Annotated in this window: 17 protein-coding genes and 1 tRNA gene; 13 read left to right on the forward strand and 5 right to left on the reverse strand. The window is 67.6% G+C overall.

What is annotated here, in order from left to right; translation table 11 throughout:
- The first annotated feature begins 50 nt into the window (after positions 1 to 50).
- The 10 genes from gabT to rplA all read left to right on the forward strand — a co-directional run bounded on the left by gabT (position 51) and on the right by rplA (position 7512).
- Positions 51 to 1406: a 4-aminobutyrate--2-oxoglutarate transaminase gene (gabT, locus tag ACSGC5_RS01920; protein WP_434968916.1), complete on the forward strand. Its 1356-nt coding sequence runs from the start codon at positions 51 to 53 to the stop codon at positions 1404 to 1406.
- A 42-nt stretch (positions 1407 to 1448) separates the two neighbouring features.
- A complete protein-coding gene (locus ACSGC5_RS01925; protein WP_434968917.1) occupies positions 1449 to 2813 on the forward strand; it encodes an NAD-dependent succinate-semialdehyde dehydrogenase in 1365 nt (454 codons plus the stop codon).
- A 75-nt stretch (positions 2814 to 2888) separates the two neighbouring features.
- Positions 2889 to 3329, forward strand: a complete 441-nt coding sequence (locus ACSGC5_RS01930; protein WP_434968918.1) for a pyridoxamine 5'-phosphate oxidase family protein — start codon at positions 2889 to 2891, stop codon at positions 3327 to 3329.
- 57 nt (positions 3330 to 3386) lie between these two features.
- Positions 3387 to 4208: a hypothetical protein gene (locus ACSGC5_RS01935; RefSeq protein ID WP_434968920.1), complete on the forward strand. Its 822-nt coding sequence runs from the start codon at positions 3387 to 3389 to the stop codon at positions 4206 to 4208.
- On the forward strand, positions 4205 to 4678 hold the full coding sequence (locus tag ACSGC5_RS01940; protein ID WP_434968921.1) for a hypothetical protein: 474 nt from the start codon (positions 4205 to 4207) through the stop codon (positions 4676 to 4678). Before ACSGC5_RS01935 ends, ACSGC5_RS01940 begins: the two co-directional genes overlap by 4 nt.
- A gap of 150 nt (positions 4679 to 4828) precedes the next feature.
- Positions 4829 to 4901: transfer RNA gene (locus ACSGC5_RS01945), tRNA-Trp, on the forward strand.
- Positions 4902 to 4946: 45 nt separating this feature from the next.
- Positions 4947 to 5210: a preprotein translocase subunit SecE gene (gene secE, locus ACSGC5_RS01950; protein ID WP_434968922.1), complete on the forward strand. Its 264-nt coding sequence runs from the start codon at positions 4947 to 4949 to the stop codon at positions 5208 to 5210.
- 69 nt (positions 5211 to 5279) lie between these two features.
- Positions 5280 to 6284, forward strand: a complete 1005-nt coding sequence (gene nusG / locus ACSGC5_RS01955) for a transcription termination/antitermination protein NusG (protein ID WP_434968923.1) — start codon at positions 5280 to 5282, stop codon at positions 6282 to 6284.
- Positions 6285 to 6373: 89 nt separating this feature from the next.
- Positions 6374 to 6805 carry a 50S ribosomal protein L11 gene (gene rplK / locus ACSGC5_RS01960; protein ID WP_434968924.1) on the forward strand — a complete coding sequence of 144 codons (432 nt, stop codon included), beginning with the start codon at positions 6374 to 6376 and terminating at the stop codon, positions 6803 to 6805.
- A 14-nt stretch (positions 6806 to 6819) separates the two neighbouring features.
- Positions 6820 to 7512, forward strand: a complete 693-nt coding sequence (rplA, locus tag ACSGC5_RS01965; RefSeq protein ID WP_434968925.1) for a 50S ribosomal protein L1 — start codon at positions 6820 to 6822, stop codon at positions 7510 to 7512.
- A 51-nt stretch (positions 7513 to 7563) separates the two neighbouring features.
- Here rplA and ACSGC5_RS01970 read toward each other — a convergent pair whose 3' ends face one another.
- Positions 7564 to 8259 (reverse strand): LysE/ArgO family amino acid transporter, encoded by a 696-nt coding sequence (locus ACSGC5_RS01970; RefSeq protein WP_434968926.1) that lies wholly within the window; start codon positions 8257 to 8259, stop codon positions 7564 to 7566.
- A 69-nt stretch (positions 8260 to 8328) separates the two neighbouring features.
- Here ACSGC5_RS01970 and ACSGC5_RS01975 point away from each other — a divergent pair, with 69 nt between their 5' ends.
- Positions 8329 to 9240: a LysR family transcriptional regulator ArgP gene (locus ACSGC5_RS01975; protein ID WP_434968927.1), complete on the forward strand. Its 912-nt coding sequence runs from the start codon at positions 8329 to 8331 to the stop codon at positions 9238 to 9240.
- Here the strand turns inward: ACSGC5_RS01975 and ACSGC5_RS01980 are convergent.
- The 4 genes from ACSGC5_RS01980 to ACSGC5_RS01995 form a co-directional block, all read right to left on the reverse strand.
- Positions 9227 to 10258, reverse strand: a complete 1032-nt coding sequence (locus ACSGC5_RS01980; RefSeq protein ID WP_434968928.1) for an NADP-dependent oxidoreductase — start codon at positions 10256 to 10258, stop codon at positions 9227 to 9229. The two genes, ACSGC5_RS01975 and ACSGC5_RS01980, sit on opposite strands and share 14 nt — an antisense overlap.
- 172 nt (positions 10259 to 10430) lie before the next feature.
- Positions 10431 to 10919, reverse strand: coding sequence for a MarR family winged helix-turn-helix transcriptional regulator (locus tag ACSGC5_RS01985; protein WP_434968929.1), 489 nt, complete (start codon positions 10917 to 10919; stop codon positions 10431 to 10433).
- The gene (locus tag ACSGC5_RS01990) at positions 10916 to 12637 is read right to left on the reverse strand and encodes an MDR family MFS transporter (protein WP_434968930.1); all 1722 of its coding nucleotides are present in this window, start codon (positions 12635 to 12637) and stop codon (positions 10916 to 10918) included. Before ACSGC5_RS01990 ends, ACSGC5_RS01985 begins: the two co-directional genes overlap by 4 nt.
- A gap of 163 nt (positions 12638 to 12800) precedes the next feature.
- Positions 12801 to 13451, reverse strand: coding sequence for a YqaJ viral recombinase family protein (locus ACSGC5_RS01995; protein WP_434968931.1), 651 nt, complete (start codon positions 13449 to 13451; stop codon positions 12801 to 12803).
- Between the two features lie 340 nt (positions 13452 to 13791).
- On the opposite strand from ACSGC5_RS01995, the gene rplJ reads away from it, so the two are divergent.
- Together rplJ and rplL are read left to right on the forward strand one after the other, a co-directional pair.
- Positions 13792 to 14307 (forward strand): 50S ribosomal protein L10, encoded by a 516-nt coding sequence (rplJ, locus tag ACSGC5_RS02000; RefSeq protein ID WP_434968932.1) that lies wholly within the window; start codon positions 13792 to 13794, stop codon positions 14305 to 14307.
- A 41-nt stretch (positions 14308 to 14348) separates the two neighbouring features.
- Entirely contained in the window at positions 14349 to 14741 is a 393-nt protein-coding gene (gene rplL, locus ACSGC5_RS02005) for a 50S ribosomal protein L7/L12 (RefSeq protein ID WP_434968933.1), read from the forward strand.
- Positions 14742 to 14748 lie beyond the last annotated feature (7 nt).

Below are 14748 nucleotides of genomic sequence, written 5' to 3' on the forward strand. Positions count from 1 at the left end.
TTCAAGGCGCACGGGTCGCGCGCGATCGATCGTCCAGCTATCCTCGCGACATGAGCCAACTCGAATCCCCGACAGTTCCGCTCGGCGGACCGACTCTCCCGCAGGAGCGACGCGTGGTGACGGCCATCCCCGGACCGCGTTCGCAGGAGTTGATGGCGCGCAAGGCTGCTGCCGTGTCGGCCGGTGTCGGGCACACCGCACCCCTGTCGATCGTGGCCGCGGGCGGCGGCATCCTGCTCGATGCGGACGGCAACTCGATCGTCGACCTCGGGTCCGGGATCGCCGTGACCTCGATCGGCAACTCTCATCCCGCCGTTGTCGCTGCGGTTCGCGAGCAGGTGGCTCAGTTCACGCACACCTGTTTCATGGTCGCGCCCTACGAGCCGTACGTCGCCGTGGCCGAGGCACTGAACCGGATCACTCCCGGCGACCACGAGAAGAAGACGGCGCTGTTCAACTCCGGCGCCGAAGCGGTCGAGAACGCGGTGAAGCTCGCGCGCAAGCACACCGGACGCCAGGCTGTCGTCGCTTTCGATCACGGCTACCACGGGCGCACCAACCTCACGATGGCGCTCACCGCCAAGCACATGCCCTACAAGGCCGGGTTCGGGCCGTTCGCTCCGGAGATCTACCGGGCGCCCATGTCGTACCCCTACCGAGACGGGCTCGATGGCACCACAGCAGCCAAGCGGGCGATCGGCGTCATCGAGAAGCACGTCGGGGTCGCGGACGTCGCGGCGATCATCATCGAGCCGATCCAGGGCGAGGGCGGATTCATCGTCCCCGCCGACGGCTTCCTTCCCGCCCTGCAGGAGTGGGCCAATGCCAACGGCGTCGTCCTCATCGCGGATGAGATCCAGACCGGGTTCGCCCGGACCGGGGCGATGTTCGCCAGCGAGCTCCTGGGCATCGTGCCTGACCTCATCACCACCGCGAAGGGCATCGCCGGCGGGTTGCCGCTTGCGGCGGTCACCGGCCGCGCCGAGATCATGGACGCCTCGCACACGGGAGGCCTCGGGGGCACCTACGGCGGAAACCCCGTCGCGTGCGCCGCGGCGCTCGCCGCGATCGAGGTCTACGAGACCGAGGACCTGTCGGCGCGGGCGCGCCACATCGGCGACATCATCGAGGGGCGCCTGCGGGGCCTGCAGGCATCCGACCCGCGCATCGGCGACGTCCGCGGGAGAGGCGCGATGATGGCCCTCGAGTTCGTCGATCCGGCGACGGGGGAGCCGGATGCCGGGCTGACCTCCCGTGTCGTGCGGGCTGCCCTCGACCAGGGTGTGCTGATGCTCACCTGTGGCACGTACGGGAACGTGATCCGTTTCCTGCCGCCCCTGGTCATCGGCGACGACGTGCTCGAGGATGCTCTGGACGTGCTGGAGCATGTTCTGGCATCGTCCTGATCGATCCACCGACCACCGCTCGCTGCCGAAAGAGGAGGACTCGTGAGTACCTACGCCGTCGTCAACCCCGCCACTGGGGAGACGCTTGCCACCTACCCGACCACAACGGATGCCGAGTTGGAGGCCGCGATCGCATCCGCCGACAACGCGTATCGCCACTGGGGGCGCTCCTCCACGCCCGCGCAACGGGCTGCTCTGGTCCGCAGAGCCGCGCAGCTGCATCGGGAGCGGCGCGACGAGTTGGCGGAGATCATCGTGCGCGAGATGGGCAAGCCGCTGTCGGCTGCCCTCGGCGAAGTCGACTTCGCCGCCGATATCACCGAGTACTACGCCGACAACGTCGACAAGATCACGGGCGACACCCCGATCGACATCCTCGGTGAGGGCACCGCGGTCATCCGCCGCTCGCCGCTGGGAGTGCTGCTGGGGATCATGCCCTGGAACTTCCCGTATTACCAGGTCGCCCGTTTCGCGGCCCCCAACCTGGTGATCGGCAACACGATCCTGCTCAAGCACGCCCCGCAATGCCCCGAGTCGGCGGCAGCGATCGCGTCGATCTACCGGGATGCCGGATTCCCGGAGGGTGCCTACGTCGATCTGCGCCTGACGAACGAGCAGGCGGCGACGGTGATCGCCGACCCGCGCGTGCAGGGCGTCTCGGTCACGGGGTCGGAGCGTGCGGGCGCCGCTGTCGCCGAGATCGCCGGTCGCAACCTGAAGAAGGTGGCGCTCGAGCTGGGCGGCTCCGACCCGTTCATCGTGCTCTCGACCGACGACCTCGACGCCACCGTGGAGATGGCTGTCGAGGCCCGCCTCGACAACAACGGCCAGTCCTGCAACGCCCCCAAGCGCTTCATCATCATCGACGAGCTCTACGACGCGTTCCTCGAGAAGTTCGTGGCTGCCATGGCGGCGGCGCCGCTTGGAGATCCGTTCGCCGACGATACGGTGATCGGCCCCCTCTCGTCACTGGCGGCGGCTGAGCGACTCGAGGAACAGGTCAACCGCGCCGTCGCGCAGGGCGCCACTGTCGAACTGGGCGGAGCACGGGATGGCGCGTTCTATCCCGCGACGGTGCTCACGGGGGTCACCGCGGACAACGACATCTACCGCGAAGAGCTGTTCGGCCCGGCCGGAGTCGTCTACCGGGTTGCGGACGAAGCCGAAGCCATTGCTGTCGCGAACGCCACCAGCTACGGGCTCGGATCGTATGTGTTCACGACCGATCCCGCGCAGGCCGAACGGGTCGCCGACGCGATCGACGCCGGAATGGTGTACGTGAACATCGTCCTGGCCGATAGCCCCGAGCTGCCCTTCGGTGGCGTGAAGCGGTCGGGGACCTCGCGCGAGATGGGTCTTCTGGCCGCCGACGAGTTCGTCAACAAGAAGCTCATCCGCGTCGCCTGACCATCGTCCATCACGGGGCGCGCCAGGGCCTAGGGTCCCTAGCGCGCCCCGTGATGCGCGCCCACAATGAGGGGCATGGAAGAGATGATGGACGATGTGGTCGCCGCTCTCAGCGACGCGGACTGCTGGCAGCTTCTCGCTGAGGAGGAGCTCGGCCGTCTGGTCACGCACGTGGGAGACGTGCTCGATATTTTCCCCGTGAACTACGTGGTGGATGGCGAAAGTGTCGTGTTCCGCACCGCGGAAGGCAGCAAACTGGTCGAGCTCACGGTCAACGACGAGGTGCTCTTCGAAGTCGACCACTACACCGACGCGTTCGCATGGAGCGTCGTCGTTCGTGGTCGCGCTCGGCGACTGTCGACCGAGGAGGAGGTCGAGGCTGCCGACGCGCTTGCCCTTCGGCCCTGGCTGCCGACGCTGAAGTACAACTATGTGCGCGTCACGGCCGACAGTATGTCCGGTCGGCGGTTTCGGCGCGGCCCGGAGCCGGATCGGTACGGAATCGCGGAGTACTGAGTCCGCGGCCGGTCGTCAAGCTGGTCCCGGATCCTGGCGATCGGCGATCATGGTGAGGTGAGTCCTGCACGCCTGTGGATCCCGGTCCTCTCCGGTGTGCTGACGGTTGTGCTGGGGGTCGCCGCGATCCTCGGTCTCGAATGGATGATGGCCGATCGCCGTGCCCCCGCGGTGACGACGGCGCAAGCGAACGTGGTCGTGTCGGCCTTCGAGGCCACGGCGGAGTTCGCCGCTGAGGTTCGACGGGCCCGGGGGGCGTTCCTCGAGGCGCGGTCAGGGTGGGAGGCGGACGCCGCCTGGATCGCGCGCTGGCTCGAGGAAGACGCCGCTCCCGAACCGCAGGTCCCGAACCCGGGTGGTCAGGCTCTCCCCGGTGACGACCCGTACGGTCGTGCCTTCCTCGATTCGATCGGCGCAACCGACGTACAGGTGATCTTCGACGCCGGCGCAGAGAACTGCGGCTACGCGGGTCAGGAGGACGGACCGGGGACGCTCGTCGTCGGGGGCTGTTATCAGACGGCGTACCCGGATTGGCTCTTCGTCGCGTGGGAGCCGGGCATCGAACGGCTCGCGTGGCCGCTTTTCGTCCACGAGGCCATGCACTGGTACCAGTACCGCACCTATTTCCCGTACCTTCGCGCGGCCGACCGCGCCGGGATCTCGGAGTCCGAGTATGACGCGGCGCTGGAAAGGGATGCCAGCTGTCGTGCCGTCTACCTCCACGGCATCGACCGCTCGGCCTACGCGGGGTCGTCGTCCCCCTGCGACCTCGACGACTGGTACGACGGTTGGTTCGTCGATCAGCTCATCGCGCTGGGAGTGCGCACGAGCGCGCCGACCTCGGAGGAGTTCGAGGTCAGCGCCGTGGTACGGCCGTGACGCGCGGCACGCGGATGCTTCGCACAGCGATCCTCGTGGTCGGACTCGTGTCGACATCCGTGGCGCTCACGTCCTGTGCGGGACCCGGCATCGATGAGCTGGAGGCGAATGCCCAGAGGGCGTTCGACGAGCTTGTCACTGCGGCCGAGGCCGTTGATGAGACGGTGCTGCGCACGCTCGAGGTATCGGGCCCCGAGGAGCAGGCGTGCGGAGCGGACGACCGCGGGCTTCAGCGCGCCTTCGTCGCCGTCGGCTCGGTCTCGGTGGGAGCGGATGACGCCGCGCAAGGAGCCCTCGTCGACGCGGTGACGTCGGTGATCGACGACGAGGAGTGGACGCCGATCGATCCCGAGGGGATCGCCGGTCGCGAGGGCGCATGGGTCGACGAGGTGGGCGTGGTCGCCACCGTCAGCTATGACGCGCCGGTGTTGGTCATCGCCACGTTCACACCCTGCGTCACCGCGTCGTGATCCCGGGGACGGTTCGTCCACTCCGAGGGCATGCCGTACACTGGATCTGCAGTAGAAGTCTGCATTCTTTCGCCGTGCCCGCGATCGGTCGAACCCCTTCTTTCAGGTCACAGCACGAGACTGCAGACACCCCGAGGCCTCTGGGCCTTTAGGGCGGTAGCTCAATTGGCAGAGCAGCGGTCTCCAAAACCGCAGGTTGCAGGTTCGATTCCTGTCCGCCCTGCGCGTCAGCGCGAGCTGGCACAGCAGAAGCAACCAGGTGGGATACATGGTCCAGGACGACGCCAAGGGCGAGATCGTTGCGAGCAGCAACACTGCCCGCGAGAAGAAGCCGAACGTCTTCGCGCGGATCGCCCTGTTCATCCGTCAGGTGTTTGCCGAGCTCCGTAAGGTCGTCACTCCGACGCGCCAGGAGCTCTTCAAGTACACGGCGGTCGTGCTCGGATTCGTCGTCATCATGATGGCGCTCGTGTACGGGATGGACTTCGTGTTCCTCTGGCTGACGACCCAGGTCTTCGGCGTTCCCGCCTGATCTGTGCGTCCTTACGGTGCGGTGCCGATGGCTGATTCGCGCCCGACGAAATGGAAGTGAACGAAACACGTGTCTGAACGATTTCTCGACGACGCCGACTGGGCGCCCGCGGCCGAGCAGTCCTCTGAGGAGGACGAGGCCCAGGAGGGCAACGAGCTCGCGCGTGAAGAGCACCAGAGCGATGCGGCCGAGCACGTTGCCATCCACATCGAGGACGAGGACGGCGACGAGGACTACTCGGACGACGACGTCGAGGTGAGCGACCCGGAGGCTGATGCGATCGTGAACGATGCACTCGAGATCGATGAGGCGGCAGAGGCGCAGGCCGCCGCCGAAGTGCTGACGGACGGTCTTGCGGAAGAAGAGGCCGAGCGTGCGGCACACGCCGCCGAGGAGGTCGCGCCCTACGACGGGCCCGAACTCGGTGACGACATCGACGAGGACGAAGCCGAAGAGGACCCCTACGAGGCCTTCCGAGCCGAGCTCCGTTCGCTTCCCGGCAAGTGGTACGTCATCCACTCCTACGCCGGTTTCGAGCGCAAGGTGAAGGCCAACATCGAGCAGCGCAAGTCCACGCTCGAGGTCGAAGAGGACATCTACCAGATCGAAGTCCCGATGGAAGATGTCGTCGAGATCAAGAACGGCCAGCGCAAGATGGTCACGCGCGTCCGTATCCCGGGCTACGTGCTCGTGCGCATGGAGCTCAACGAAGACACCTGGTCGGTCGTGCGGCACACGCCCGGCGTGACCGGCTTCGTCGGCAATGCCCACAACCCGACGCCGCTGCGGTTCGAGGAGGCCTTCACCATGCTGAAGTCCCTCGTCGAGGTCAAGGAGACGGCTCCGGCCAAGGGTGCGGCGGCCAAGAAGGGCGCGCCGGTCGCTCGCGCGATCCCGGCCGAGGTGGACTTCGAGGTCGGTGAGACGATCACCATCAAGGAGGGGTCGTTCGCAGGCCTGCCCGGCACGATCAGCGAGATCAAGCCCGAGAGCGGAAAGCTCACGGTTCTGGTCTCCCTGTTCGAACGTGAGACCCCGGTCGAGCTCAGCTTCGATCAGGTGACGAAGCTCTAGCGAGACCTACAGACCACCGCGGCCCGGACTGGCCGGGTCCGCGGGAGAGCAGGATGCATACGGCATCCGCTCGATGAAAGGAAAGAAGAATGGCACCGAAGAAGAAGGTGACCGGCCTGATCAAGCTCCAGATCAACGCCGGCGCCGCCAACCCGGCGCCGCCGATCGGGCCCGCGCTCGGTCAGCATGGCGTCAACATCATGGAGTTCTGCAAGGCGTACAACGCCGCGACCGAGTCGCAGCGCGGCAACGTCATCCCGGTCGAGATCACTGTCTACGAGGACCGTAGCTTCACCTTCATCCTCAAGACCCCGCCGGCGGCCGAGCTCATCAAGAAGGCTGCGGGCGTGCAGAAGGGCTCGAAGACGCCGCACACCGCCAAGGTGGGCAAGCTCACCAAGGAGCAGGTGCGTCAGATCGCCGAGACCAAGATGCCCGACCTGAACGCGAACGACATCGAGGCTGCCTCGCTGATCATCGCCGGCACCGCCCGTTCCATGGGCATCACGGTCGAGGACTGAGGGGGATAACGACAATGGCTACCAAGTCCAAGGCTTACACCGAAGCGGCTTCGAAGATCGAGGCCGGCAAGTTCTATTCGCCGAGCGAAGCTGTCACCCTCGCGAAGGAGACGGGCTCGAAGAAGTTCGACTCCACCGTCGAGGTCGCCCTGAAGCTCTCGGTCGACCCGCGCAAGGCGGACCAGATGGTGCGCGGCACCGTCATCCTGCCCCACGGCACGGGCAAGACCGCGCGCGTGATCGTTTTCGCGACCGGTCCGGCTGCCGAGGCGGCGATCGCTGCCGGTGCCGATGAGGTCGGCGGCGCCGAGCTGATCGAGAAGGTCGCGGGAGGCTACACCGCCTTCGACGCCGCCGTCTCGACCCCCGAGCTCATGGGTCAGGTCGGTCGCCTGGGTAAGGTGCTGGGTCCCCGTGGCCTCATGCCGAACCCCAAGACCGGCACCGTCACCCCCAACCCGGCCAAGGCGGTCGAGGACATCAAGGGCGGAAAGATCGAGTTCCGTGTCGACAAGCACGCCAACGTGCACTTCGTCGTCGGCAAGGCGTCGTTCTCGGCCGAGCAGCTCGATGAGAACCTCAAGGCCGCGCTCGACGAGATCGTGCGTCTGAAGCCCTCGAGCTCGAAGGGTCGCTACATCCAGAAGGGGGCGGTCTCGACGACGTTCGGACCCGGCATCCCGCTGGATGTGAACAGCATCGCCTGAGCCTCGCTCTCCCACGAAGACCCCCGCCCTCACGGCGGGGGTCTTCGTCGTTCACCCGCCGACGACCAGGCTGATCCCGAGCGCGATCATCACGACAGCGATGACGGCATCAAGGATCCGCCACGCGCGCGGGCTGGCGAGCCAGCGGCCGAGATACCGTGCACCGAAGCCCAGAGCGCTGAACCACAGCACGCTCGCGAAGACGGCGCCGAGGGCGAAGACCCAGCGGTCGTCGCCATGGGTGTTGGCGATTCCACCGAGCAGGAACACGGTGTCGAGGTACACGTGGGGGTTGAGCCACGTCAGGGCGAGCGCCGTAAGGACGACCCGCGGCAGGCTCGGTGCCGTCGCGACCCGGGGGGTCACCGGCCCCGCGCCGAGGTGCTCGGTGCCGGGGTCGGAGTCGCCCCGGGCTGAGCGCGGGGGAGCCTCCCCCGCCACATCGACCGCGAGTGCCTCGGCGGAAGGCCGCCAAGCGCGCCGGGCCGCGAGCAGACCGTACCCCACGAGGAAAGCGGCACCCGCCCAGCGCACCGCCGTGACCAACCACGGCAGCGTGGCGACGGCGAGCCCCACGCCCGAGACGCCCAGCACGATCAGGGCGGCATCCGATGCGGCGCACACGAGCACGACGCTCAGGACGTGCTCGCGTCGGATCCCCTGCCGCAGGACGAAGAGGTTCTGCGCGCCGATGGCAACGATCAGTGACAGGCCCAGCCCGAGACCGGCGAGAAGGGGAGTGAGCACTCCTGCACGCTATCGATCGCACTTCGTGCACTCCAGCTGATGATTCTGTAGCAGCATTAGCATCACTTCATGAGGATGGACTTCGATCTGGCCGACACCGTCGCGATCATTGCCGAGGAAGGCACGCTCGAGGCGGCAGCCCGACGGATGCGGATCACGCCCAGCGCCGTGAGTCAGCGACTGCGGGCGATCGAGGATCAGCTCGGTCGTGTGCTCCTGGTGCGCTCCAAGCCGGTCCGGCCGACGGATGCGGGAACCGCAGTGATCCGTCTCGCGCGGCAGGCGCGGCTGCTCGAGCAGGACGCGCTCGCCGGGATCGGCAGCCCGAGCGACGTGAGCAGCCCGGTCTCGGTGCCGCTTGCGGTGAACGCGGACTCGCTCGCCACGTGGTTCCTCGCCCCGCTGGCGCGGCTGAGCGCTCAGCATCCGATCGTCTTCGACCTTCACCGCGACGACCAGGACTTCACGGCCGGGCTGCTGGAGAGCGGCACCGTCATGGGGGCTGTCACCTCGCGAGCCGAGCCGGTCGCGGGGTGCCGGGTCACGCCGCTCGGGGTCATGCGGTACGAGGCGGTTGCCACGCCGGGGTTCGTCGAGCGCTTCCTCGGCTCGACATCCGACCTGTCCGGCCTGGACCATGCGCCCGTGGTGCAGTTCGATCGCCGCGACGACCTGCAGGACCGGTGGCTGCGACACCAGGGGATCGCCGGATCGGCGCCGTCCAGGCACTATGTGCCGGCATCGCAGGACTTCGCTCAGGCGGTGAAGCTGGGCCTGGGGTGGGGACTGCTGCCCGCGTTCCAGTCGGCGGCCGAACTGGCCAGCGGAGCTCTTGTGCGTCTCGGCGGACCCCCGATCGACGTCGCGCTCTCCTGGCAGCAGTGGAGCGTGCGTTCTCTGCTGCTGGACACCGTCGCCGACGAGATCGTCGCCGAGGGGCAGCGGGTGCTTCGACCGGAGCCGCCCGTCAGTCGTCGCTGACGCGCAAGACGATCTTGCCGCGGGTGTGTCCGCCCTCGATGTCACTGTGCGCCGCCGCCGCCTCGCCAAGCTCGAGCACGTGGTCGATGTACACCTGGATCGACCGCGAGTCGAGCAGTCGGGCGATCGTCGCAAGCGTCGCGCCCTCCGGGATCACCTTGTAGCTGGTGGCGCGCACCCCCGCGGCGGCTGCCTCGGCGGCGTAATCCGGCCAGGATCCCGTGGGAACGAGGATGTAGATCCCCCCGGGTCGCAGGACCGTCAGCGACCGCGAACCGACCGAATCGGTGACGTTCCCGACGAGGTCGATGACGACATCCATATCGTGGACGACGTCCTCGAACCGGGTGGAGGTGTGGTCGATGACGACCGAGGCGCCCAGATCGCGCAGCCACGGCGCGTTCGCCCCGGAAGCCGTCGCCGTCACGTGCGCGCCGAAGTAGGCGGCGAACTGTACGGCGAAGTGTCCGACGCCCCCACTCCCGGCGTGGATGAGGATCCGCTGACCCTCGTGCGCGTGGGCCGTTTCGACGACCAGGCCCCATGCGGTGAGTGCGGCAACGGGTACTCCCGCCGCTTCGACGTGAGAGAGGGTTGTCGGCTTGCGAGCGATCGACAGGGTCGGCGCGACGACGTACTCCGCGTAGCTCCCAGGGGTGCGGGGGAAGTTCGCCATGCCGAACACCTCGGTGCCGATGGGGAACGGATGCGTCTCGAACGGCGACTCGACCACGACACCGCTGAAGTCGAAGCCGAGGATCGCCGGCAAGCGGTCGACGGCGGGCGCGAGGCCCTTCCCCGCTCGGGTCTTCGCGTCGATGGGGTTGACTCCCGCCGCGACGACGCGGACGAGGACCTCGCTGAGAACCGGACGAGGCACAGCCACGGAGCTCTCCTCGAGCACAGCGGGCGCGCCCCAGTTCGCCACCGTCATCGCCCGCATCTGCGCGGGGATCTCGGCGGGCGTGGTCGAGAAGGCCCGTACCTGGGGGGATGGGCGCAGCGGCCGGAATCGCATCGGTCGCTCCTTCCGCGAGTACATCGTCAATGAACCGTGCGCATCGGCATCGATGCGGCACTCGACGACCAGTGGAACCCCGCCCTCCGCGAGGTGATCCCAGTCAAGCGCGTGATTGTCTCGCTCGTGTTACGCCGGTGTCACCGGACCGATAAGACGCACCGCTCGCGCGTCAGTGCTTCTTCGGGATCTCGCCCGAGGCGAAGGCGCTCAGCAGCTCGGTGAGCTGATCGATCGACTCGGTCGGCCACTGTGCGAGCGACGCGGCGAGCATCTGTTCGTAGGGGCGTCGCGCCGCATCCAATCTGTTCCGGCCCTCCGGTGACAGCGAGATCAGCCGCGAACGGCCGTCGTCCGGGTCGGGTGTGCGCTCGATGAGGCCGAGGCTCTCAAGGTCGGTGATCTGCCGGCTGATCATCCCCTTGTCGGCGGTGAGACGGTGAGCAAGTGCGGAGGAGGTCGTGGGGCCGATCCGCCCAATGGTTGCCAGGAGCTTGAACGTCCCGGGAAGCATGCCCGGACTCACCTCGTCGGCGATCTGCACGTAGAAGCGGCGGATCCGCGAGATGAGCTCGGAGAGCGCGCCCTCGAGTCGGTGGACGGCTTCCCGGTGGGGGTCGGAGGACTCCCTCACCGGCCCCGTGGATGGAGTCTCGGTCATCCGGGGGCTCCTGGCGTGGGCGGGCTCGGTGCCGCGCCGTCTGAGCTGCGCCGCGAGGGTTCGCCATCCGCGGGGGCGCGCGTGGCGGTGAGCACATCCATCCCCTCGCTGACCGACACGGTTGCGAGATCGGCTTCGGACGCCTCGAGGCGCTGACGATTGGTCATGCGGGTCAGTGGCGCGTTGGGCAGGAAGACGATCGCAGCAAGGCTCACGACCGCGATCGGCACGAGGATCAGGAACGAGTGGGAGATGCCCTGAGCATAGACGTCCTCGACGATCGTGCGCAGCGCTTCCGGCATCGCGGAGACCTGCGGGAGAGAGCCCGATTGCAGCTGCGCAGCCCACGTCGGCGCTTCGTCTCCGAGCGTCGCCAGCGCACGGGTGATGTCGTCCCCGCGTCCACCCAGCAGGTCGGTCACCCGGCTGGCCAACGCGGCTCCCATGACCGCGACACCGATGCTTCCGCCGAGGCTCCGGAAGAAGGTCACGCCCGAACTGGCGACACCGAGCCTGCTCGGCTCCGTGGTGTTCTGCACGATGAGCACGAGGTTCTGCATCGTCAGGCCTACGCCTGCCCCGAGCAGGAACATGTACACCGAAACGAGGGCGAAGTTCGTGTCGTACTGGATCGTCGTCAACAGGGCGGATCCGGCGACCAGCGAGACGCCGCCGGCGAGGAGGTACGGCTTCCAGTGGCCGAACCGGGAGATGAGCTGACCCGCACCCACGGATGCCACGAGGAGCCCGCCGATCATCGGGATGGTCATGAGCCCGGCCTCCGTCGGAGTCGCCCCTCGCGCCAGCTGCATGTACTGGCTCAGAAACACGGAAGCCCCGAACATCGCGATGCCCGTCGCGAGGGAAGCCAGGACGGCGAGCGTGAACGTGCGGTTGCGGAACATCGACAGAGGGACAAGCGGCTCGCGGGAGCGCAGCTCGACCACGACGAACAGGATGGCGGCGACGACGGCACCGCCGACCATGACCGCGGTTGTGATGCTCCACCAGTCGAACGAGTCGCCCGCGAGGGTCACCCAGATAAGCAGCAGCGAGACAGCGGCGGAGAGCAGAACGATGCCGAGGTAGTCGATCGAGACGTTGCGAGACTTCAGCGGCGGCAGGTGCAGGGTGCGTTGCACGATGATCAGCGCCGCGAGGGCGAACGGGAGGGCGACGTAGAAGTTCCAGCGCCACCCGATGCCGTCGGTGATGAGACCGCCCACGAGCGGACCGCCGATCGTGGCCAGCGCCATGACTGCGCCGAACAGGCCCATGTACCGCCCGCGCTCGCGGGGACTGATGATGTCGGCCATGATGACCTGGCTGAGGGCCGCGAGCCCACCGGCGCCCACACCCTGCACCGCTCGCATGGCGATGAGCCACTCCGGGCTCTGCGCGAATCCCGCTGCGGCGGTGGCGACCACGAAGATCCCGATCGCCAGCTGGAACAGCAGCTTGCGGTCGATGAGGTCGGCGAGCTTGCCCCACACGGGAGTGGAGATCGCGGTGGTCAGCAGGGTCGCCGTGACGACCCAGGTGAAGGCGGCTTGGTCGCCACCGAGGTCGTGGATGATGACCGGGAGCGAAGTCGATACGACGGTCGAGGCGAGCATGGAGACGAACATGCCCAGCAGGAGGCCGGAGAGGGCCTCGAGAACCTGCCGGTGCGTCATGCCCGACTCGGTGAGCACCGGCGTGGACGAGGAAGACGACATGGATCCCTTTTCGAGAGTGGAGTCGTGACGGCTGATCGAATGGATGCGGGACGCATCCATTCGATTGACAGAAGTCAACTATATGGCGATAGTTGACACGAGTCAACCAAGGCTGGAGTGCGCGAGAACACCGCCCGCGGCGGTGTCCCTGGGGCGGGTGCGCTCAGTCCGACAGCGCCAGCGCCCGGTAGGGCTGGCGTGGCTCCGGCACATCCGGCCTGACCGCTCGCGCGCGCTGGGTCCGCAGGTACAGCTCGTCGATGAGCGCCGTCGCCAGTGCGACCAAGCGAGCGATCTCGGTCTCGTCGCGGTCCACCCAGGCGCAGCGCGGCTCGTCGCCGACCGGCACGAATCCGTCGTGCTCCTCCCAGGCGACCAGGGTCCGCTCGGCCCCGAGGACGTGCTGTTGCCACCACACCTGCCGCAGATACGAGCGGGGGATGCTCCGCCACGGTTTCTTCGTGGTCTTGATCTCCGCGAGCACCACGCGACCCTGGGCGTCGACCATGAGGCCGTCGGGCGTCGCGAGGTGTCGCTTCTCGACCTCGGCGTGAAAGAGCGCGGACGAGGGGAGGATGCCGTGCGTCGCGGCGACCCATCGTGCGATCTCGGGCTCCCTGAGCCGACCGTGTGCCGTGTAGGCGTTCCCCGAGAACCCCGAACCCATGAGCTTGGCGTCCGCGGCGCGGGGGATGGCCCGCTCGGAGGTCAGTGCGGCGACATCCGTGGCCGTGATGCCGCGAGAGCGCGCCCGAACCCATGCCACCCGGTCGCGCGAGTCGGCGACGATGCGCGCTGCCAGTTCCGGGGTCACCCCTCGACCCTATGCGCGGACGACGACGTGCACCTCCCGTACACGCCCAGAACCACGACCGGGCGGGAAGGGCGGTGGTGCGATTTGTCGGGGCGCAGGCCAGGCGCGTACACTGGGGGAAGCCGAAGACCGCCGGTCATCGGCGTGCGTGAAGATGCACGTCGACCGAAGCACTGGACAGCCTCCGTACGGAGGCCGACAGGGGCCCGCGCAGGTGACACGAACCACGCCCGTTCCGGGCCGAAGCTCCGTGCGCTTGCGCCGGAGCTTTTTTCGTTGTCCGGGGGCAGAGGCTCACGTTCCGCCACCGCGGAACGTGCACAAGACACAAGGAGTGGCCATGGCGCAGAAGGAAGCGACGGTTGCCGAGCTCACGAAGAACTTCGAGGACTCGACCGCCGTTCTGCTCACCGAGTACCGCGGTCTGACGGTTGCGGAGCTCAAGGAGCTCCGCAACGCGATCCGTCAGGACGCCGAGTACGCCGTGGTGAAGAACACGCTCTCCAAGATCGCCGCGCACAACGCGGGGATCACGTCGATGGATGAGGACCTCAAGGGGCCTTCGGCTATCGCGTTCGTGCACGGTGACCCCGTCACCGTCGCGAAGGGACTGCGCGCCTTCGCCAAGGCACACCCTCTTCTCGTGATCAAGGGCGGATACTTCGACGGTTCCCCCCTGAGCGCGGATGAGGTCAACAAGCTCGCCGACCTCGAGAGCCGTGAAGTCCTGCTGGCGAAGCTCGCCGGCGCGATGAAGGCCTCGATGACCAAGGCAGCATTCGTCTTCAACGCGCTGCCGTCCAAGGCCGTTCGCACGGTCGACGCGCTGCGCGAGAAGCAGGAGTCCGCGGCCTGAGTCGGGCCCCGGCGATAACCAACCCATCAAGGAGAATCATCATGGCAAAGCTCAGCACTGAAGAGCTGCTCGACGCGTTCAAGGAGCTCACCCTCATCGAGCTCTCCGAGTTCGTCAAGGCGTTCGAGGAGACCTTCGACGTCACCGCCGCCGCGCCCGTCGCGGTCGCCGCTGCCGGCGCCCCCGCCGGTGGTGCCGGCGAAGCCGCCGCCGAGGAGGAGAAGGACTCGTTCGACGTCATCCTCGAGGCTGCCGGCGACAAGAAGATCCAGGTCATCAAGGTCGTCCGCGAGCTCACCTCGCTCGGCCTCGGCGAGGCCAAGGCTGTCGTCGACGGCGCTCCCAAGGCCGTCCTCGAGGGCGCGAACAAGGAGACCGCCGAGAAGGCGAAGGCCGCTCTGGAAGAGGCCGGCGCCAGCGTCACCCTCAAGTAAGTCCCTC

The sequence above is a fragment of the Microbacterium sp. bgisy207 genome, from assembly GCF_965345035.1.
Taxonomy (GTDB): Bacteria; Actinomycetota; Actinomycetes; order Actinomycetales; family Microbacteriaceae; genus Microbacterium.

Excerpts from the sequence above, each read along its gene's own strand:
- rplA (WP_434968925.1), top strand. The coding sequence starts at position 6,820 with ATGGCTACCAAGTCCAAGGCTTACACCGAAGCGGCTTCGAAGATCGAG.
- rplL (WP_434968933.1), top strand. The coding sequence starts at position 14,349 with ATGGCAAAGCTCAGCACTGAAGAGCTGCTCGACGCGTTCAAGGAGCTC.
- secE (WP_434968922.1), top strand. The coding sequence starts at position 4,947 with ATGGTCCAGGACGACGCCAAGGGCGAGATCGTTGCGAGCAGCAACACT.
- gabT (WP_434968916.1), top strand. The coding sequence starts at position 51 with ATGAGCCAACTCGAATCCCCGACAGTTCCGCTCGGCGGACCGACTCTC.
- ACSGC5_RS01980 (WP_434968928.1), bottom strand. The coding sequence starts at position 10,258 with ATGCGATTCCGGCCGCTGCGCCCATCCCCCCAGGTACGGGCCTTCTCG.
- rplJ (WP_434968932.1), top strand. The coding sequence starts at position 13,792 with ATGGCGCAGAAGGAAGCGACGGTTGCCGAGCTCACGAAGAACTTCGAG.
- rplK (WP_434968924.1), top strand. The coding sequence starts at position 6,374 with ATGGCACCGAAGAAGAAGGTGACCGGCCTGATCAAGCTCCAGATCAAC.
- ACSGC5_RS01990 (WP_434968930.1), bottom strand. The coding sequence starts at position 12,637 with ATGTCGTCTTCCTCGTCCACGCCGGTGCTCACCGAGTCGGGCATGACG.
- ACSGC5_RS01930 (WP_434968918.1), top strand. The coding sequence starts at position 2,889 with ATGGAAGAGATGATGGACGATGTGGTCGCCGCTCTCAGCGACGCGGAC.
- ACSGC5_RS01985 (WP_434968929.1), bottom strand. The coding sequence starts at position 10,919 with ATGACCGAGACTCCATCCACGGGGCCGGTGAGGGAGTCCTCCGACCCC.
- ACSGC5_RS01975 (WP_434968927.1), top strand. The coding sequence starts at position 8,329 with ATGAGGATGGACTTCGATCTGGCCGACACCGTCGCGATCATTGCCGAG.